The organism is Bdellovibrio bacteriovorus str. Tiberius (assembly GCF_000317895.1).
GTDB classification, from domain to species: Bacteria; Bdellovibrionota; Bdellovibrionia; order Bdellovibrionales; family Bdellovibrionaceae; genus Bdellovibrio; species Bdellovibrio bacteriovorus_F.
In genome coordinates this window covers 1,566,736-1,587,106 of record NC_019567.1, presented here as the reverse complement: position 1 = coordinate 1,587,106, position 20,371 = coordinate 1,566,736, and the positions used below count along the sequence as shown (strand labels likewise).

General features: G+C 50.5%; 17 protein-coding genes. 3 read left to right on the top strand and 14 right to left on the bottom strand.

Annotation, left to right across the window (positions count from 1 at the left end):
• Genes BDT_RS07570 through BDT_RS07555 form a run of 4 tightly spaced genes read right to left on the bottom strand, consistent with a single transcriptional unit; the run spans position 1 to position 4,550 of the window.
• The gene (locus BDT_RS07570) at positions 1 to 1,044 is read right to left on the bottom strand and encodes a pilT, twitching motility protein PilT (protein ID WP_015090653.1); all 1,044 of its coding nucleotides are present in this window, start codon (positions 1,042 to 1,044) and stop codon (positions 1 to 3) included.
• Entirely contained in the window at positions 1,044 to 2,744 is a 1,701-nt protein-coding gene (pilB, locus tag BDT_RS07565; RefSeq protein WP_015090652.1) for a type IV-A pilus assembly ATPase PilB, read from the bottom strand. The genes BDT_RS07570 and pilB overlap by 1 nt, the downstream gene beginning before the upstream one ends.
• 47 nt (positions 2,745 to 2,791) lie before the next feature.
• A complete protein-coding gene (locus BDT_RS07560) occupies positions 2,792 to 3,625 on the bottom strand; it encodes a hypothetical protein (protein ID WP_015090651.1) in 834 nt (277 codons plus the stop codon).
• Positions 3,606 to 4,550, bottom strand: coding sequence for a bifunctional riboflavin kinase/FAD synthetase (locus BDT_RS07555; RefSeq protein WP_080602359.1), 945 nt, complete (start codon positions 4,548 to 4,550; stop codon positions 3,606 to 3,608). The genes BDT_RS07560 and BDT_RS07555 overlap by 20 nt, the downstream gene beginning before the upstream one ends.
• A 177-nt stretch (positions 4,551 to 4,727) precedes the next feature.
• Here BDT_RS07555 and BDT_RS07550 point away from each other — a divergent pair, with 177 nt between their 5' ends.
• The gene (locus tag BDT_RS07550; RefSeq protein WP_015090648.1) at positions 4,728 to 6,491 is read left to right on the top strand and encodes a sensor histidine kinase; all 1,764 of its coding nucleotides are present in this window, start codon (positions 4,728 to 4,730) and stop codon (positions 6,489 to 6,491) included.
• Complete coding sequence (locus BDT_RS07545) at positions 6,488 to 7,900, top strand: sigma-54-dependent transcriptional regulator (RefSeq protein WP_015090647.1); 1,413 nt, start codon at positions 6,488 to 6,490, stop codon at positions 7,898 to 7,900. Before BDT_RS07550 ends, BDT_RS07545 begins: the two co-directional genes overlap by 4 nt.
• Here the strand turns inward: BDT_RS07545 and BDT_RS07540 are convergent.
• Both BDT_RS07540 and BDT_RS07535 read right to left on the bottom strand, forming a co-directional pair.
• Positions 7,887 to 8,873, bottom strand: coding sequence for a glycosyltransferase family 9 protein (locus tag BDT_RS07540; RefSeq protein WP_235046301.1), 987 nt, complete (start codon positions 8,871 to 8,873; stop codon positions 7,887 to 7,889). The two genes, BDT_RS07545 and BDT_RS07540, sit on opposite strands and share 14 nt — an antisense overlap.
• A gap of 37 nt (positions 8,874 to 8,910) precedes the next feature.
• Entirely contained in the window at positions 8,911 to 10,056 is a 1,146-nt protein-coding gene (locus tag BDT_RS07535; protein ID WP_080602357.1) for a glycosyltransferase family 9 protein, read from the bottom strand.
• Between the two features lie 111 nt (positions 10,057 to 10,167).
• Between BDT_RS07535 and BDT_RS19075 the strand changes: the two genes are divergently transcribed.
• Entirely contained in the window at positions 10,168 to 11,289 is a 1,122-nt protein-coding gene (locus BDT_RS19075; RefSeq protein ID WP_015090644.1) for a cyclic nucleotide-binding domain-containing protein, read from the top strand.
• Between the two features lie 22 nt (positions 11,290 to 11,311).
• Here BDT_RS19075 and BDT_RS07525 read toward each other — a convergent pair whose 3' ends face one another.
• The 8 genes from BDT_RS07525 to bamA all read right to left on the bottom strand — a co-directional run bounded on the left by BDT_RS07525 (position 11,312) and on the right by bamA (position 20,329).
• Positions 11,312 to 12,484: a DUF3108 domain-containing protein gene (locus BDT_RS07525; protein ID WP_235046300.1), complete on the bottom strand. Its 1,173-nt coding sequence runs from the start codon at positions 12,482 to 12,484 to the stop codon at positions 11,312 to 11,314.
• Positions 12,481 to 13,365, bottom strand: coding sequence for a lysophospholipid acyltransferase family protein (locus tag BDT_RS07520; RefSeq protein ID WP_041577372.1), 885 nt, complete (start codon positions 13,363 to 13,365; stop codon positions 12,481 to 12,483). Before BDT_RS07520 ends, BDT_RS07525 begins: the two co-directional genes overlap by 4 nt.
• On the bottom strand, positions 13,337 to 14,356 hold the full coding sequence (lpxK, locus tag BDT_RS07515) for a tetraacyldisaccharide 4'-kinase (protein WP_015090641.1): 1,020 nt from the start codon (positions 14,354 to 14,356) through the stop codon (positions 13,337 to 13,339). The genes BDT_RS07520 and lpxK overlap by 29 nt, the downstream gene beginning before the upstream one ends.
• Positions 14,356 to 15,504, bottom strand: a complete 1,149-nt coding sequence (lpxB, locus tag BDT_RS07510; RefSeq protein ID WP_015090640.1) for a lipid-A-disaccharide synthase — start codon at positions 15,502 to 15,504, stop codon at positions 14,356 to 14,358. The genes lpxK and lpxB overlap by 1 nt, the downstream gene beginning before the upstream one ends.
• On the bottom strand, positions 15,504 to 16,430 hold the full coding sequence (locus tag BDT_RS07505; protein WP_015090639.1) for a Gfo/Idh/MocA family protein: 927 nt from the start codon (positions 16,428 to 16,430) through the stop codon (positions 15,504 to 15,506). The genes lpxB and BDT_RS07505 overlap by 1 nt, the downstream gene beginning before the upstream one ends.
• Positions 16,423 to 17,247 carry an acyl-ACP--UDP-N-acetylglucosamine O-acyltransferase gene (gene lpxA / locus BDT_RS07500; RefSeq protein ID WP_015090638.1) on the bottom strand — a complete coding sequence of 275 codons (825 nt, stop codon included), beginning with the start codon at positions 17,245 to 17,247 and terminating at the stop codon, positions 16,423 to 16,425. The genes BDT_RS07505 and lpxA overlap by 8 nt, the downstream gene beginning before the upstream one ends.
• Positions 17,248 to 17,305: 58 nt before the next feature.
• Positions 17,306 to 17,806 (bottom strand): OmpH family outer membrane protein, encoded by a 501-nt coding sequence (locus BDT_RS07495; protein ID WP_015090637.1) that lies wholly within the window; start codon positions 17,804 to 17,806, stop codon positions 17,306 to 17,308.
• Between the two features lie 123 nt (positions 17,807 to 17,929).
• The gene (gene bamA, locus BDT_RS07490) at positions 17,930 to 20,329 is read right to left on the bottom strand and encodes an outer membrane protein assembly factor BamA (RefSeq protein WP_015090636.1); all 2,400 of its coding nucleotides are present in this window, start codon (positions 20,327 to 20,329) and stop codon (positions 17,930 to 17,932) included.
• Positions 20,330 to 20,371 lie beyond the last annotated feature (42 nt).

The following is a 20,371-nucleotide window of genomic DNA, read 5'->3' as shown; positions in this document are numbered from 1 at the left end:
TTAGATACCTACCTTCTTAAGAAGCTGATCAAGGTTGTCCGGGTCGCGGGACACTTCAAACGCGGTTTTCAAATCCACACGACGACGGATCAGATGCTGCAACAAAGACTGATTCAAAGTCAGGATGCCGGAATTTTCCGGAGCCTGAGTCAAAAGATTTTCCAAAGACTTCAGATCCTGATCTTCAATCAGACCACGCACCTGAGGTTTCATCAAAAGCACCTCATGGGCGAAAACCTTTTCGCCGCTCAGGCCCGCCACCGGATACTGACCGGAAGCCATCGTCAGCACTTCCGCCAGACGAGGCGCCCCGTGTTCACCAAAGCGATCACCCAATGTGGACAGCGCACGACGAAGGGCATTCGTCACAGAGGGCGCTTTCATGGAATAAATCACAAACACACCCTGCTCGGCCAAAGAAAGGGCTTCAAGCAAAGAATCTTCGTCATGGAAGCCGTCATAGACCACCATGTCCACACCCGCCATCAGACTTTCTTTTTCTTCCGGGCGCGCAAATTCACCCGTGTGATACAAATAACAGGATTTGGATTCACGCACCTGCGGGAACGCCTTGCGCGAGAACACCACACCCAGGAACGATTTTTCATCAGAGATTTTCTGCAGAATTCTGTGCAGTGCCCACACCTGCCCGGCTTCACCCGGACCGGACAACAGCACCAAGCCCTTCATGCGCAGACACGCTTCCAGCAAAGAAGGCGGCAGTGCCACCTCCTGCTTTCCACCGTCAAGATCCATGTCCAAAACAGCTTTCATGGTGCTGTCCTGCTGGAAGAAGGAAAAACCAATGCGCAATGTATCCAGCGCCGCTTCCCCCTGAACCACACCCGTGGTTTCAAGCACCGCTTTTTGCTGGGTGCTGAGCAGGCTTTGCTGCAAAAGATTCCACTCCGTCATCAACGCAGGTGACGTGCGCAGACTTGTCCAGCCCGAGGCCAGACGAGCACGCGGCTCACTGCCGACAACAAACAAAAATTCTTCCGCTTTTTTGGCTTTGGCCTGCAAAAGGAGCTCGGTCAGACTCATTAGGTGTCCTTCACTGATGCGTTGAGCACTTCTTCAATAGTTGTTACGCCACGTTTTAACTTTAACAGCGCACTTCGGCGCAGGGTTCTCATCCCCTGTTCACGGGCCAGGAAGCGAAGCTGACCGGTCGAGGCACCTTTCAAGATGGCCTCTTTCATTTTCTCGGTCATTGCCAGCAATTCGTAAATCGCCAGACGGCCTTTGATGCCGGTGTTGTTGCAATTGGCGCAACCTTTTCCACGCATCAGTTTGTAGTCTCCGATTTCAGCCTGAGGCACGCCCAGGTTCATCAGGGTCTGTGCTGGCACTTCCACCGGCGCTTTGCAGGATTCGCAGACTTTACCGACCAGACGCTGAGCCACGATCAGATTTACCGTCGAAGTGATAATATACGGAGCCACACCCATTTCGGTCAGACGAATGACCGTTCCCGGTGCATCGTTGGTGTGCAGGGTGCTTACGACCAAGTGACCCGTGGAGGCCGCTTTAAAGGCGATCTCGGCAGTTTCAAGGTCACGAATCTCCCCCACCATCACGACATCCGGATCCTGACGCAGGAAGGATTTCAAAGCGCTGGAAAAATTCAGGTCGATATCCGGATTCATCTGAACCTGATTGATACCTTCCAGGTTGAACTCCACTGGATCTTCCGCGGTGGAGATATTCACATCCGGCTGATTCAGTTCCGCCAAGGCGGAATAAATCGTTGTCGTTTTACCCGAACCCGTCGGGCCCGTGATCAGAACCATCCCTTGCGGCAGATTGATGGTGGATTTAAAGATTTTCAAATCGTCCTCTTCAAAACCCAGCTTGGTCATGTCCAGCTGCAAATTCGATTTATCCAAAAGACGCAAAACAACTTTTTCACCCCAAAGAGTCGGCAGAACGCTGACACGGAAATCCATCTCTTTGGCTTTGGTTCGCACTTTCAAACGACCATCCTGCGGACGGCGTTTTTCAGCGATATCCAGCTTGGACATAATTTTAATACGAGATGCAATCGCTGCCGCCGTCCCTGCCGGAGGCGCGGTCGCCTCCACCAGGTTACCGTCGATACGGAAACGCACACGGTATTTTTTCTCGTAAGGTTCAAAGTGGATATCAGACACTTTCTTACGAATCGCATCGGCCAGGATCGAGTTCACGAACTTGATGATCGGCGCGTCTTCCGACCCGCCATCCTGATCGATGACTTCCGTCGCTGGACCGGCACTGAGGATAAAGTCATCCTCATCACCCACGCCCATGGTGTTCAAAGACTTGGTGCTGATACTGCCGCCATAGTATTTTTCAATACCGGACATGATGGCACTTTCCGTCCCCACTACCGCCTGGATGCGGCAACGAGTGATGAAACGCAAATCTTCTTTGACTATAATATTAGAGGGATCCGCAAACGCTACAACCAGGGTGTTCCCGGCTTTCTGCAGAGGGATCAATGTGTTTTTCTCGCACACATCTTTGGGAATCATTGCAATGACGGTTGCATCGATTTCAAACGTGTTGACCTCGACCCCCGGAACCGCGAAGTGTTTTTCAACAGCGCGAAGGATCTGATTGTCTTTTAAGTACCCGAGTTGAATGATGGAATTCGTCAGCCGCTGCCCGGTTTTTTTCTGCTCTTCCATGGCCAATGCCAATTGATCAGGCTTGAGCAAACCTTGCTTAACTAGAATTTCCCCGATTTTGAGTGAAGACATTAGGACTCCCCTGGACTAACTTTACTCCAGGGTGCCATTTTTTGTAACTAGACCGAGGATGAGTTTTGTTTCAAAAAGCGGGTCCAGCTTTCGCGAATATCCTCGTGACTTAAATTATGCTCCGGACGCAGACGTTCCAACCACAGACGAGTCAGTGCTTCCGCAACCAGCACCGGATGCAGCACGCGCAGTTCAGCCTTTTCGGCTTCTTCCAGCAAAAGATTTTGCAGCGACAACAAGTTGAGGTCCAGGGCGTAACCAGTGCCCTTCATATAATTGAAATAAGACAGATCCGTCAGCAGCGCCTGCTGCCCTGACAAATCCACCGTGTTCACCACGATACCGGCACTCACCGCCTGCATCGTCAGTTCATCAATGGGCAGAATATGAAAATGGATCCCCAGATGGGACCGCATCAAGGCCTGCTGGTGCTCTTCCAGCCCGGCTGATTCCCCGACCAGATAAATATCCGAAATCCCCATCAATGCCAGAACCGAGGCCACGACACGAGCTTCCTCACTGTGACCGATCACAAAGGCCGGTGCGCGAATATCCAGATCCCGGGCTTCCGCCACCAAAACCATGCGCAAAGCCTCGTGCAGCAACACGCGAGGATACCAGGAGCCATCTTCCGGAAAGAAAGTATCCAGAACCTGCACCGCACGCACTTGCGTGGGCAGCACTTTCATTTGCGGCAGAATTTCAGCAGACAAGGCGGACGCCACTTTAACAGCGGCCGCACCCTGAAAAACCTCGCGGGAAAATTCAGTCACTGTTTCAAATTGCCAGTCCCAGCCTTTTTCACCAGCAAGGGCCTGCATAAAACGCATGAACTGTCCGGGCGTGCCATCAGCACGGATCTCACGAATGAGGATGCTCATCAAAATACTTTCTGGCTTCAGCCATGTCGTTTTGAATCTGATTTTTCAGCTCTTCAATCCCCGAGAACTTCTTTTCGTCGCGCAGGAATTTCAGCAGATACACTTCAACCTCGATGCCATAAAGCTGGGCATCAAAATCAAACAGATGAGTTTCAATTTTCACCGGGCCCCTGCCACTTTCCTGGAAGGTCGGATTCACACCGATATTGGTGATTGAAGGATGCAGATGCGCCCCGATTTTAGTCAGCGTGCAGTACACGCCCTGACGCGGAATAAACTCGACATCCGGATGAACATTGGCCGTCGGCACACCAATCGTGCGCCCACGCTGAAAGCCTTTTTCCACGTGACCACGCAAATAGTAAGTGCGCGCCAAAAGATCGTTGGCCTTCTGCACTTCGCCGTTTTTCAGGTTTTCACGAATGCGCGTGGACGACACCACCGAGCCTTCGAACTGGAATGGAGGAATAATGATCAGACGAATGCCTTTTTCGGCGCAGTACTTTTCCAGAAATGGAATATTTCCGGCGCGGTCAGCACCAAAGTTGAAATCATGCCCCACCACCAGGGTTTTGGGATTAAGCTGCTTCAGCACATAATTGTCCAAAAACTCCTGCGGGGTGACCTTGGCAAAATCCCGGGTGAACTCCTCGATAATGACGTTTTCAATCCCGCGTTTTTCAAACTGTTCCTGCTGGTCTTTCAGGTCAAAAAGGCGATAGGTGGCCCTTTCAGGGTGAAGAACCTTCACGGGGTGAGGATGGAAAGTATACACAACCGACGGGACCCCGAAATACTGAGCCTCACGCACGACATTCTCTATGAGCTGCTGGTGGCCCAGATGGACCCCGTCAAAATTCCCTATAGTGACGACAGAAGCCGCCAAGGGAGCGCTCAGATGTTTGGCACCTTGATAAACCTGCATATTTTTCAATATACCTGTTTCTACGCCTCCCGGTAAGAGCTTTTAATCGTTGAATTTTTCAATAAATTTGCTATGTTGCGACGCGTGCAAAAGGGCCTCATTCCTCATCTCTTATACCGACTCGAAGTCCTGCTTCGTTTCTTCTCCCGTCGCCGGGGTTTTTGGCTGCGTTGCCTTTTGTGCTGGCTTATCGGATGCCTGGCTTTATCCAACGATGAAATCACGTCTTACGACCAGCGCTTCCAACTGCGCGGAGACCAAAAGACCTCCCCGCAGATCGTTCTGATCACCATCAAACAATCCGATTTTGCGATGATCTATGATGCCCGGACAAACTTCCTCGACAACATGAGCGAAGTCACCGACATCACCGACAGCTTCTTCTGGAACAAACCCCTGTGGTCTGAACTGCTGTTGCGTATCCTGCGCCAGAATCCACAATCTGTCGGTGTGACCCTGTACTTTGGCGACAACGTCGGCACCGTTCGCATGACTCCGGAAGATCAGCGCATCTTCCTGGATCCACGTATCGTGTGGGCCTCGACCACCAATTCCCTGGAACGCATCCTGACCCCGGTCTTTACCAACCGCGACCACAACAATCTGGGCAGCAATGAATTGCGCCGAGACGAAGACGGAGTGGTCCGTCGCGTGTTCCCGCAACGTGCCGAGATGCCTCACCTGGTGGAAAAAATCACGGGTAAGAAGTTCCCGACCCAACTGGCGGGACTGGCGATCAACTATCGCGGCTCGGCCCGCGTGTTTAAACAATACTCTTTAAGCGAAATCATTTATGACGAGCTTCCCGCCAATGCCTTCACCGACAAGATCATCCTGATCGGTGCAGAGACTTCTTCCGCGCCCGTTTACATGACCCCGATGGGGACTTTGTCGCGCACGGAAATTCTGGCTCATATCACCGACACCGTTTTGGGTGACAAGTGGATCAAACGTTTAAGCTTTGTCTGGTATGCCGCCGGGTTCTTTGTACTGATGCTGATGGCGGTCTTTGTAATCACCACCTATCCGCAGTCCGTGGCGCTGTTCTTTATTCTTTGGATCGGGACGTTGCTGGCGGCGTTGTCAGCCTGGGTCTTTGACACATTCTATTTCTGGTCCCCGGCGTTTTCGCCTTTCGTGTTGCTGGGAACAAGCTGGATCATCTTCATCGGTTATCAGGCCACCAAGATTGAACGCCAGAACTTCCACCTGCAACAAGAGCAGGAATATCTGGCGCAGCTGGAGCAATTGAAAAACAACTTCGTCAGTCTGATTTCCCATGACCTGAAAACCCCGATTGCGAAGATTCAGGCCATCGTCGACCGCCTGATGACCCAGCATGCGCAGGAAACTGAATTGGGACAGGATCTAAAATCCCTGCGCCTGTTCAGTGATGAACTGAATCGTTATATCCAGTCCATCCTGAAGGTTCTGCGTGTCGAGTCCCGTGACTTCAAAATCAACAAAGAGGTCGCCGACATCAACGAGATCATCGAAGAGGCCCTGCAGCACCTGCGCCCACTGGCCCGGGAACGAGGCATCCAGATTCACACGGCTCTGGAACCAATGTTCTCTGTCGAGTTTGACACCACCCTTTTGAAAGAGGTTGTGATCAATCTGATTGAAAATGCGATCAAGTACACGCCCGCAGGCGGTCAGATCGAAGTGATCTCGCACGAATCCGAAGAGTTCGTGCATGTCCTGGTCAAGGACACCGGAGAAGGGATCAAGCCCGAGGACATGGAAAAGGTCTGGGGCAAATTCACGCGCGGTTCCGATCAGGATCTGCGCACCAAGGGAACCGGCCTTGGGCTTTATCTGGTTAAATATTTTATTGAACTCCATGGCGGCAAAGTGACGATGGAAAGTAAAGTGGGCCTTGGGACCACTGTTGCCTTCACCCTGCCGCTGGATGCTGAAGAAGACGAGGTGTTAGTATGATCAATAAGCTCCACACACTGATTGTTGATGACGAGGCCGAACTGCGCCGTTCGGTGATTTCGATCCTGAAATCCACCATGCCCGAAATTGAATTCACCATCGAAGAGGCCGCCACAGGCAAAGAGGCCCTGGACAAGGTGAAACTTCAGCAGTGGGATCTGGTTCTGATGGACGTGAAGATGCCGGAAATGAACGGCCTTGAAGCGTTGACCGCAATCAAGGAACACGATCCTCGCACCTTCGTCGTTTTGATGACGGCACACTCAAACCTTCATGACGCCGTTGTGGCGATCAAAGAAGGCGCTTACGACTATGTTGAAAAACCAGTTCAACCACAGCAACTGGCCGAAATCGTGCGTAAAAGCCTTGAGGCGCGCGATCTGATTTCATCTTTGGCGATGTCCAATCCCGTGTTCGACGACGATATTGAATCCGAGATCGTAGGTGGCTCTTCCAAAATGAAAGAGGTCTTCAACCTGATCTACCGTCTGTGCAAAGTCGACACGACGGTTCTGGTGCGTGGTGAAAACGGAACCGGCAAAGAACTGGTCGCCCGCGCGATTCACTTCAACTCCCCTAGAAAATCCGGAGCCTTTGTTGCCATCAACTGCGGGGCGATCCCTGAAAGCCTGATGGAAAGTGAATTGTTCGGCCACGAAAAAGGGGCCTTCACTGGTGCTGTGGAACGTAAAATCGGCAAATTCCAGCTGGCCAACAACGGAACTTTGTTCCTGGATGAAATCGGCGAGCTTCGCCCCGACATGCAGGTAAAACTATTGCGTGTTCTGCAAGAGCGCAAGTTCACCCCGGTGGGCAGCAACCGTGAAGTCAAAACCACAACCCGTATTATTGCCGCCACCAACCGCAACCTGGAAAAGATGATGGAAGAAGGCGAATTCCGCGAGGACTTGTTCTATCGCCTGAACGTGATGCCAATCTTCCTGCCGCCTTTGCGTGAGCGTTCTGACGACATCGAGGCGCTGGCTGGCAACTTTATTAAAAAATTCTCGAAACAACACGGCCGTCAGATCACCGCGATCACTCCGGAAGCTTTGGACATGCTGAAATCATATCGCTGGCCGGGAAACATCCGGGAGCTTGAAAACATCATCGAGCGCTCTTTCATCGTGGAAAACAGCCACCAGATCACGGTGGATTCACTGCCGGATTCCATTAAGCTTGCGCCGAAAGACGGAGCTGACAAAACTGCGAGTGTTGGTTATTCCGGCCCGCTGGACTTTGACGCCTTCAAAGAAGAGATGGAAAAGGAATTTATCGTCAGTGCTTTGAAAGCCAACAACGGTCGTATCAATCAGACCGTGGCCCAGGCGAATATTCCGAAGAACACCCTGCTGCGCAAGATCCGCAAGTACGGTATCAATGTGAAAGAATACACTAACGAAGAATAAACCCGGCCGTACGAAGGACTTCCTCGGCGGGAATGTCCTTCATACACACATGGGTTTTAATCGGACAGACCTTGTGGCCATGCTTGCCGCAAGGTCGACAGCGCAGGTCCTCTTTCTGGACGACAAAAGACTGTGCTGACCACGGGCGATAGCCAAATTCCAAAATCGTTGGACCAAACACCGCAATCAACGGTGTTTCACACACCGCTGCCAAATGCGTGGAAGCACTGTCGTTTCCGACCAGCAAAGCTGCGCGTGCAATCAACTGGGCCGACTCGATGATCTTGGTTTTACCAGCCAAGGACACCGAACCCGGAATACCCGCTGCCACTCGTTCTGACAGGGTTTCTTCGCCGGGGCCACCCATCACATAGACTTCATAGCCTTGTTCTTTGAGCGCCTTGCCAACGCCGATAAAGCCCTCTTCCGTCCAGCGTTTGGTTGCCCACACGCTGCCTGGGAAGATTAAAACGGCTTTACCGTCTTCAAACCCCTGAAGGTTGAATTTGGATTTTAACTGATGAAACAACTCAGAATGTGCCAGCACTTTTTCACGCTGACTCATGGACGCCCATTCCGGCGGCGCTGGCAAATGACCGTGATCGGCCGGCAAATAAGGTTTCGCGCGGCTGACATAGTCTTCGATGTTCTTTTTCAATTCAGGATCAAACGGCGCCAAAAGGCTGAGCTGTCTCATCGCATCCGGCAGACGCACGTCGCGTTTTACACGGGTTTGGAATGCCAGAAAGTTCCAGGCGTTTTTATAAGAGATTTTATGAGCGGCCTTAATCTGCGCGCAAAACAAAACCGTGCGCATGGATTCATGCGGAGAAATCAAATGATCAACAGTTTCAGATCGCAGGGATTCGATAATACGGGCATAGGTGTCTTTCCTGCCCTTTTCGATTTCATAGACGTGATCAACGATACCGGCTTTGACGAAGAAGTCGCCCAGCCCTTTACGGCAAACCAATCCCAACTTGTGGTCAGGCCACAACGCCCGGCATTTTTTAAGGAGCGGGATTGAGAGCAGTAGATCGCCCAGAAAGGCGGTTTGCACAACAAGATTCAAGGGCATCGATAACTTCCTCTAACGAGACCTGATCGTAGCACATAATGGCTTTTTCACAAGTCCTCTTCCAGCACGGGCTGCAGGGGCTTTTTGTCAAAAGCTTAAATCCCCTGTCATAGATGTCGATCTCATGAGCACAGGTCGGACCAAACCAGGCCACCACTTGTTTTTTCTGCGAAATCGCCATGTGCATTCCCAGACTGTCCCCGGTCACAATCACGTCACAGGCCGCAACGCTGATCAAACCATCACGAAGCCCGGATTCAGTTTCCGAAGAAATCACGGAATAACCCTGCTGAATCAGACCATTGCGAATGGTGTCTTCAGGCCCACCCAGCAGCACGATTTCCGCATACGGAAATTTTGCCTGAATGCGTTCGATCAGCAGACGATGATAATCCACCGTCAGTTTTTTATAGGGAATCACCGGACTGCAACCGGTGTTAAGACCGATCACCAGCGACTTGCCGTTTTCAGCCAGCCACGCGTCTTTGCGACGACGAGCTTCCCGGTCTTCGCTTTCAGTCAGCGGCAGCCAATAGTCGTCGCGCTGATATTCACCCAGCTCCAATGCTTCAATCATCAACTGTGTTTCAGGCTTTTGGTTGACGAAGAATTTCTTATGATTGTCCAAGCCCAGTTCCCACAGTTCCTGAGCAGCGTCCGTCGCCGGCACAATCGCTCCGTTGGATCCCTGAACAGTGAAACCATAGATCTGATCGACTTGAGTGCGCTTCACCACCCCACAGGCCTTCAGGGACTTATCAATGACAAAGCCCACTTCAAATTCCAAAGTGGACAGCTGCAACAGGTCCGCCTCGCTGGTGGTCAGAACACGGTCAATGGCAGGATGATTTTTTAAAAGATGATGTGCGGGCGCATCCGTCACCCAGGTGATCATGGATCCCGGGTATTTTCGTTTGATGGCTTTCAGCAAACTGGTGCTGCGAACCACGGCGCCCAATGCACCCAGATGAACAATCAACACAGAACTCGTCGGCACGTCTTTTTGCGCGCAGGCAGCGTCACACGCCGAATTTTTGGAGCAGGGTTTGTAACCGGAAAAGTGTCTGCAGTTGATCATAGCCATCCTTTTATTCTATGTCAGTTGCCCACGGATGGCGCAGATCCAGAGCGGGATTTCAGGACCTTTGTATTGTTGAAAGCAAGCCGAAATATTCCGATAAGCCCTCGAATGAGAATCGAGAAAGAACCCCTGCAACTTCCTGCCCTGCAAATGCAGCCTTCCGCTGACGGCGGCAGCTTCATGGTTCTTTCCTCCCGCAAAAGCTATCGTCTGAATCCCCTGCAATACTCGTATATGGACGTGCTTAAAAACGGCGGTTCGATCGAAGGACTGGTGCAGTTCTTTCTGGGACAGGGATGGCTGGTCAGCTTCCGTGAACTTTCAGCCTTGCTGGAGTTTTTGATTCAACAAGGCCTTTTGCAGAATCCCAATATTCAGGCTTACTTCAATCGTGCGCAACAAACCATGCAAGAACAAGGACACTTGAGCGGACAAGGCCAGCAAGCCGCCTCGCTAAACCCATCGCAGCTGCCCTTCTTCCGTTCTTTGGATCCGGCACTGGCGAAGCATCTGATGCAAAGTTCTGAACGCTTTCAGGTGCCTGCCAACATCAAAGTCATTCAATCCGGCAAGAACGACCGTGATCTTTTCATTCTGTTAAAAGGTCAGGCCGGCATTTACCGTGTTTTGGGAAATCAGCAACGCCAAATGGTGGCAGCCCTCAATTCCGGCGCACTGTTTGGCGAAAGTGGGTTTTTGCTGAATCAACCGCGCACCGCTGACGTCATCACCCTGGCCCCCAGTGAAATCCTGAGGGTTCGTCATTTACCCGAGTTCGATCAACTGATCAAAAGCGACAAGGCCCAAAGCCTGCAACAGCGCTTCTGGATCTTACAAGCCCTGCAGTCTTCCAACGTGTTTAAGAATTTACCCGGTGATTGTCTGGACAGTTTGATCTTTTCGGGCCGCCTGGTGAAAGCCCCAGCCCATCAAAGACTGTTCGCTGAAGGCCAACCCGCCAACACCTGCTACATCGTAGTCCAAGGAAGCGTTGTAATCAGTCAACAAGGCCGCAACATCAACGTCATGGCCCAAGGGGCCTGCTTCGGCGAAATCTCGCTGCTAATGAGCGGCGGTCAAAGAACGGCGACGGCGACCACCCAACAAGAAACCATTCTGCTGGAAATCCAGCAAAACAACTTCTATCAAGTTCTGTCTCAAAATTTATTCTTGGCCAAAGAAATCGAAACTCTCGCCGCCCAAAGACTCGAAGCCGACCGCAAAAGATAGTTCAGCTTAAGGGCCGCTATTTTCAGCGACCCGGTTTGATTTCAACGACTTCGGAAACCAGAGTGCCGATTTTAATTTTGGATTCAATACGCAGGATGAACTTGCGATCATCGTCAGACAACCAAATGAAGTTGTCGCCGATTGGATTCAATTTGCCTTTAAGAGTGATTTTGGGCTGAACCACAATGGCTTTCATCGGACCCAGCTTGGTGTTCAGGACTTCACGGCGAAGGGCTTTACCAGAAAACACCAGGTTCTCATTGTCGTTCCCGACGCGGAAGGAATACTCTTTGCCCGTTTCCCATTTGAAGTTTCGCATATAGTAAATCGCGCTGTACACGTTTTGTGTGTAAGGCAGGATTTCCCAGTTCTGCTTTTTTTCTTCTTCGCCGTGATCCTTGGTCACCTTCTTTTCCCAGAAGGTCGCCGTGTTTTTCTCGACGTCAAAGAGCATCTTGGCTTCACGCAACTGACCTGATTCTTTCACGTGCAACTGGAACACGCGAGGAACAAGATCTTCATAATCCACGAAGGTCTCGACACGGTCTTCAACACTATAGAAAGAGCTGAACAGCGAGCTGGTACGGATTTCAACCGCGAAAGTATAGGACTTGCGGTTGTTGACCATGGCAAAAGGCTCCACCTTCATGCGAAGCTCCCCGGCAGAGACTTTGAAGTAATGCACGTCATGCACCACTTCCTCACCCACGCGGAACGGGTCATTCACCGGACGACGTCCGTTAAATCCTTCGGAATCTTCGATATCTGGCTGACGGGTTGCGGGTTCTGCCGCAGCGGCTTCTGTTTTGGCCGCAGACTTCGTGGTCTTTGCCGGAGCTTTGGCCGCCGGAGCGGCTGCTGTTTTAGCAGAGGATTTTACCGCAGCTTTATCAGCGGTTTTTGTGGAGGTTTTCTCAGTCGGTTTTGCGGAAGTTTTGCCTGTGGATTTGGCACCCGTCTTGGTGGCTGATTTGTCAGACTTTCCGGCAGCTTCAGGTTTCGTCGCTGTCTGCTCTGCCGCACTCGTTTCAGCCGCACCTTCTGATGCGGTCTCTGCTTGCGGCTTTACAATCGTCACGGCTCCTTCGAACTCTTCGTTTTTTTTCATCTGATCGGCCTTCTCGTACTTCAAAAATGAAGTTGAACAAGAAACCAAAAACAATGAAACGAAAGCAGCAAGAAGCAGTTTATTCACCGGAAATCCTTCCAACGTCGATGCACCCACATCCATTGTTCGGGGTGCTTTCTGACGATCTCTTCCAACTTGTCACAATAACTTTGCGTCAGGTTCAGAGTCGTCTGGTCTTTATCATCAGTCACACATGAAGCCGTGTCCATCGCTGGCTCGACAACGACATGAAGTTTTTTATCTTTCCCCTCGTAGGTATAGATCGGAAGCACAGGTGCTTTGGTTTTCTGCACAAACAGAGCTAGACCATAGGCTGTGCCTGTCTTTTTCCCAAAGAAAGACGTCTCAATCCCGAAGGGGCGACCCATGAACTGATCCAGAACAAACACCACGGCCGAGTTCTTTTTCAGGGCCTTTAAAATTTCAAAAGCGTTATTGGGCGCGTGCGCATCGATGTACTGAACACCCTTCGCACCACGAATGAAAAACCACAGATCATCAAACCATTTCGTTTTGAATCTTTTCGTGATCAGATTCACGCTCTGCCCGTTCAGCACAATCGTGTTGCAGGCCAAATCCCCGTTCCCCAGATGCAATGTCAGAAAGAACATGCCCTTACCGGCAGCACGGGCGTTTTCAACGTGTTCCCAGCCGTGAAACACCACGTTTTTGGCGATCCACTCAGGCGTTACCGACGGAATGAAAAAGAATTCAGCAAAGTTGTATCCCAACTGGTAAACAGATTCGCGCCCGACAGCTTTTCTTTGTTTGTCGGTCCATTCCGGGAAGGCCAGCTTCAGATTATCCAGCACGATTTTTTTGCGAAAACCAAAGACATCAAACCACAAAAATCCCACCCAGGATCCGGATTTGCGCAACCAACGGCGCGGCACCAGGGAACTGAAAAAGACCATCAGATTAACGAAGAACTTGAGTAATAATCTCATGAAGGCGTCCCTTCTTTCCTGCTTCAACCACTTCCAAAGCAGTGCTCCACAGGATGGAGGAGTCGTTGAACAAATGACGAAGCTTTACGGCATCTTTGCCGGTGGTCACCAGCATATCCGCCCCTGAAAGCTCGAAGGCCTCAGTGATGTTCTTCACATCCTGAGCCGTGTATTGATGATGATCGCGATAGTGCAGGCTTTGCTTTGAGACCTCACCGATTTCGCCCATCATTTTTTCAAAGACATCGGGTCTGGCAATAGCAGAAACCAGGAACAGTTTTTTACCCTGAATTTCGCTGCGACTTAGAACTTGTCCGGTTTTGACATTCTGGCATTGCTGAATTTCGTAACCGAAATAAAGGACTTCCTTGTCTTTGGGAAGCTTGGCTTCCAGAGCTTTCAAAGAATCCTCTGTCGCCAGATTGCATTTGGACAGAATCAAAACATCAGCACGCTGTATCCCCGCCCACGATTCACGGGCGCGACCTTCCGGCAGAACTTCATAGTTCGACAGGCTTTCGGTCGCATCCAGAATAACGATATTCAAATCACGATGCAGGCGGCGGTGCTGGAATCCATCATCCACAATCAGAACATCGTATTTATGAACTTCAGTGGAATAGCGGGCTGTGCGCCATTTGCTCGGGCCCACGTACACTTTCACCTGGGGATTGGCCTGAGCCAGTAACACCGGCTCGTCACCAAAATAGCGCGCGGCAAACGGATGATCCACATCCACCAGACAAGGCGAATCGGCATCCGCGCGGTAAGAGCGACTGATCACCGCCACTTTTTTGCCATCAGCCACCAGGGCCTTCAGGCAATAATCCGTGATTGGTGTCTTGCCCGTCCCGCCCACTGTCAGATTTCCGATACTGATCACCGGCACCGGCGCCTGATAGATGCCGATAACACCGCGGTCGAAGAGGCTGTTTTTCACCCCCACGACCTGATCATACAAGAATGACAATGGACGAAGATAAGCTCTCATTATACGAAGTACTCTTCCAGGGCTTTCACCACACGCTGGGTGGCCCCTTTGTCGCCAAGATACTGACGAACCTGACCCAGGTCAGAAACAACCGAGTCATGGTACTTTTTATCAAGAACGTAGCGTTCCAGCTCTGCCGCCAAATTTTCGGCAGTAACTTCGCTTTGGAACAATTCCGGCACCGCTTCTTTGTTCAGAATCAGATTCACCAGACCAAAATATTTGGTCCCGCGAACAAAGAGCTTCGCAAATACACCGGTCAACCACTTCATTTTGTACATGATGACCATTGGTTTTTTCAGCAGGCCCACCTGCAGGGTCGCCGTTCCTGAGGCCACCAGCATCATGTCCACCAGATGAATCATTCTGAATGGCTCATCCTTCAACAACATATAAGGCAGTCGGAAGTTTTCCAGACGGTCCTGCATATATTCTTTGGTGAACGTCGGCGCGGTCAGAATCAAAACTTTCAGATTTGGGAACTTCTTGGAAAGAATACGAGCCGCATCCAGCTGAATGTCCAAATGCTGTTTAACTTCCAGACGACGACTGCCCGGCATCAGACCCAGCACGATTTCGTTGTCACGGATGCCGCACTGGTTGCGATGAGTTTTGCGGTAAGCCAGATCATCAATCAGACGCTCGTCCAATTCATCCAAAAGAGGATGCCCTACGAATTCCACCGGTACGCCGTGCTCTTCATAGAAAGGCACTTCAAACGGGAATAGAACGAATACTTTTTTGCAGTATTTCTTGATGGTCTTCACACGGCCTTTGCGCCATGCCCACACCTGCGGAGAAATATAGTAAACAACCGGAATACCCAATGCGTGCAGCTTTTTCGCCAGCATCAGGTTGAACTCCGGATAGTCCATCACAATGGCCACCTTTGGACGGCGTTTTTCAGCTTCCGCCACCAGGTTGTCAAAAACACTTTTCAGATGGGAATAAGCACTGATGATTTCGGCTGCGCCCACAACGGCCATCTCTTCAGATTTGCCAAGGCGCTCAAAGCCGATGTCTTCCATATCCTGGCTGCCCACTCCGAAAGCATGAACCTTGCGGCCCTGGGCTTTCCAGGCTTCCAGAATTCTTTGGGCATAGGTCACACTGGAGGCTTCCGCCGCCACAATCAGAACCTGATCCATCAGCCCTCAATCATTCTCTGCACGTCTTCGATGGCTTTCAGGGCCTTCAACCCGTCAAGACCTGTGACGACAGGTTGTTTGTCATTTAATACACAGTCGATGAAAGCGTCGGTTTCCCTCTGCAGGGCATCGGCCTTTTCAACAGACCATTTGCTGGCGGAAATAAACTCGTCACCGCCTGCGCCGGGAACCACTTTTTCAATTTCCAAAGTGCCCGTCTGAGCAAACAGCGTACAATCATCCTGCAGCACACGAATGGATCGTTGTGCCACCGGTGAAACGCGGCTGACATTGATCACCACGTGCACACCGTTTTTCATTTTGAAAGAGGCCGACGCTGTATCCAGATGTTTGGAGATCAGCTTGGTCCCGGAAGCCACCATGGATTCAATCTCAGAACCTGTCAGCCAGAACAAAAGATCCATATCGTGGATCATCAGATCGTGCAAAACGCTGACATCGGAACCGCGCTTGTTATAAGGCGCCATGCGGTTCAATTCGATAAATTTAGGATTTTTAAGATGCTTTTGCAGATCATTGATCGCGGGGTTGAATCTTTCGATATGCCCCACGGCCACTTTCAGGTTCTTTTTAGCAGCCAGCGCCAGCAGCTCTTCAGCTTGCGGCACGGTCGCTGTGATCGGCTTTTCCACGTTGACGTGAATGCCATTTTCCAGAAACATTTTTGCCAGTTCAAAGTGGCTCATCGTGCTGGCAGCAATCGTCACCAGATCCACTTCACCGATAAGATCCTGCGGCTTGTGGAAGCTTTTCACCCCCAGCTGAGCTGCAATTTTATCGGCTTGTGCCGGGAAGTGATCACACACCCCGACCAGCTCCACGTTCGGATTGTTTTTGTATTTCTGGGCGTGGAAGTTGCCAAGGTATCCAACCCCGACAACCGCGCCACGAAGTTTCTTACTCATCGTCCTGCCATCCTTTAGGGCTTCTGTCCACGGCGATACCGCGTTTGGAAGAGCGAATGAAGTTCACGAAGTACTCGATATTCGGGCTCATCGTGCATTCGTTCAGAATGCGTTCGATGCCTTCTTCCACAGTGTGAGAACCCATGATGATGATACGGATGGCTTTGTGCACGTTTGCGATTTCCTCACGCGGGAAGCCTTTGCGCGCCAGACCGATTTTGTTGGTCGCGCGGATTGTCGCGTAAGTGCCTTGAGCACGGCAGAACGGCAGGATGTCCTTGTTCACGATGGAAGAACCGGCCACGAAAGCACCGCGACCCACTTTAGTGAACTGATTGAAGGCGCAAACGCCCCCGATAGTCACACCGTCTTCGACTTCACAATGCCCACCCAAGTGGGAGTTGTTGGCAATGGTCACATTATTGCCGACTTTGCAGTCATGCCCGATGTGCGTGTAAGCCATGAAGTAACCGTTGTTGCCGACTTCTGTTTTACCGTCACCTTTGCTGGTCGCAAGGTTGGCGGTGGAGAATTCACGGAATGTGTTGTTGTTACCGATAATCAATTTGGTTGGTTCACCTTTGTAGGAAAGGTCCTGAGGAGCCCCTCCGATTACAGCACCGGGACAGAAATGATTGTTTTCGCCGATTTCGATGATGCCGTGACGGGAACCCAGTGTCACATGACCTTCGACGAATGTGCCTTTGCCAATAAAGCCTTTGCCTTGAATCAAACAGTAAGGGCCGATTTCAACGTCGTCGGCGATATGCACGTCTGGAGAGATAACACTGCTTGGATGAATTTTATAATTTGCCATGAACTTCTATTCCTAAACTAGAAAAGGGCCTTTGCAGGCCCTTTCGTTTTCTTATCAACTACTTTTCTTTTTCGAAGGCCGCGATTACTTCAGTTGTCAGGTCCGCATCCGCTGTTGCGTAAAGAACCATTTGAGAGTTCTCCAGCACCAGAGTGTAACCTTTGTCTTTCGCAAGTTTCGCGATCACTTTCTTCATTTTCTCAAGAATCGGAGCAGTCAGCTCACGTTCTTTTTTCTGAATCTCGATCTGGCTTTTGCCCACCACATCACGATACTTCAGCATTTCTTCCTGGAATTCAGCTTGTTTTTTACCAAGCGCTTCTTCAGAAAGAACAGACTTTTTCTTTTCCAGGTCTTCACCCATTTTTTTCAAGTCTGCTTCTTTTTTCTCTAGTTCTTTTTTCTTTTTGTTGAACTCTGTTTCAAGTTCAGTTTTTGCCTTCTTACCAGCAGAAGTGGATTGAATAGCTTTTTGCATATCAACAAATCCAACTTTTGCTTCCGCTTGTGCCAAAGATGCCGTCAGTAGCATGCTCAACACGATCAACATTCTTTTCATTCCAAATCCTCCTTAAAAGGTTTTAAAAAATTTAGTACTGGTTCAGCTACGCGGGCAAAGCCCGCTGCGCTCTCCCGGCACAGCCGAGCAAAGCCCGCTGCGCTCTCCCCGGCCGGGGCCGGCTTAGAAGCTAGGCCCGATGGAGAATTCGAAGACGGTGGCGTCTTGGTATGCTGGGTTGCGGTTCAGTGGGAAGCCCCATTCGAAGCGCAGGACACCAATTGGTGAGTACCAGCGAATACCGAAGCCGACGTCCGCGAAGAAGTTGTTGTCTGAAAGGACATCATCCGCGGCACCGATATCGAAGAATCCAGCACCCATGATGCCAGCTTCTTTAACCAAAGGGAACTGTAATTCCGTCTGGTACATGGCCTGCTGAACGCCCCCGTAGAAACGCCAAGCCTTCTCGCGAGCTTCCGCTTCGGACTTACCTTCAGCGATCAGATCGTCATAAATCATTTCAGAGAACTTCATTTTACCCACGCGGTAAGATCTATAACCACGCAAAGAGTACGGTCCACCCAGAAGGTACAGTTCAGAGAACGGAACTTCCTGACCATCCAAGCCGTCGATACGGGAATATTGGATGTTATTTCGCCACACCACATCCCAGAACAGGTTCTTGTAGTATCTGAAGTTGGCATTTCCGCGAGTATACTTCAGATCTCCACCCAGACCGGCATATTCATAAGACGCGCTGGAATAGATACCTTTGGTCGGCATCTGACGGTCATTACGCGTGTCATATTCAACAGTTCCAGTCATGGAGCTGGTCACACCAGAAGCAGATTCCAATGGGAACAGATCCGGATCCGTGATCAGCTTGCCATCACTGTCGTATTTTTTAGACAGTTTGGTGTCGTCATATTTGTATTTCAGGAAGCCGCGCGTGTACTCAGCCAACGGGTGCCCCAAACGAATCGCACCACCTGTGTGATTTTCGTCATAGTCCACACGTCCAGTGTTCGCACTTTGATAAAGATCCGCCCCCAAAGACCACAGCGTGTCTCGGAAGTACGGCTCTGTGAAGGACAAGCTGTAGTAACTGCCCGTGTTGCTCAAATTCAGGGACGCGCCCAGATTCTGACCTTTACCCAGGAAGTTCGCCTGACTGATAGAACCCTGCAAAGTGAAACCTTGAGAAGTACCGTAACCCGCACCCAACTGGATCTGACCGGTGTTACGCTCTTTCACAGAAATATCGACATTCATCACTTCCGTGCGTTCCGGATCAATGGAGGTCTTGAAGTTCACTTCCTCAAAGAAGCCCAGACGCTGGATGTTTTCCAGGGACTGACGACGGCGAGTTTCGTTGTACAGCTCCCCTTCATGAACTTTCAATTCACGACGGATGACCTTGTCACGGGTCTTGGAGTTTCCAACCATATTGATTTTACCGAAGTAAACCTTGTTGCCCTTGTCGAATTCAAACACCAGATCCACACGACGTTCTTTGTCGTTGAAACGAGTGCGCGGAATAACGTTGGCGTAGGCATAACCAAGATCCCCGTACTTCGCCGTGAGCTCACTGATGTCTTTTTGCAACACATCGTAAGCAAAGACACCATTGTCATCGATCTTGATCACTTCACGCAGCTCAGACTTCGGGAACAAAAGATCGCCGGCGAAATCCACGTCGCCGACGTTGTACTGCTCACCCTCTTCAATTCGGATGGTGATATAGATGTTCTTTTTATCCGGCGTCACCGTCACTTGAGGACGATCGACCTTGGCCTGAACATAACCCTGATTCCAGTAAAGGAAGCGAAGGATCTGAACGTCACGTTCAAACATCTCTTGCTTGTACTGGCCGGAACCACTGATGCCAGAGAAGAAGCCACCCTCTTGAGTCAGCATTTTGCTTTTCAGAGAGCTGTCACCCATATGGTTGTTACCAAGGAAGGTGATCTTTTTAACTTTTACTTTATCATTTTCACGGATCTTAAAGACCAGACGGACAGTTTCGTCTTTGGTGACCTCTTGAACTTCAGAATCGATCTTGGCCAGGAAGAAGCCTTTGTCTTCATAAAGCTTCTGAATTTTCTCGACCGCTTCTTTAACTTTGGCCATATTCAAAAGCTGATATGGCTTGATACCGGTGGCATCGGCAATATCTTCAGACTTTACTTCACTGTTGCCTTCGTAAGTGATTTCAACCACAGAAGGTTTTTCCAAAACAGTGTACGTCAGCGTGACATCTTTGCCTGTGGTCTTACGATCCACCTGAATGTCGTTGAAGAATCCCAAGTTGAACAACGCCTGAACATCTTCACGGATATGCTGGGTGCTGTACTGCTCTCCAACTTTGGTGACGATCTTTGCCAGGATGGCGTCTTTTTCAATTTTGCGATTTCCGGCAACTTCGATGTTTTTAACGATCAAACCGGAAGAAGATTCCAAAGATTCCGCAGCCACCACAGGCGCCTTGGCCCGGGAGTTTTTCTTTTTGGCAGGCTGAGCTACCACCGTCGCGGACATGAATGTGATTAACAGTGCACAAAGAAGCTTACTCAAAGTTCCCATTCCCCGTTATTTTTTAAAAATCTATAAGATTTTTAAGTACTT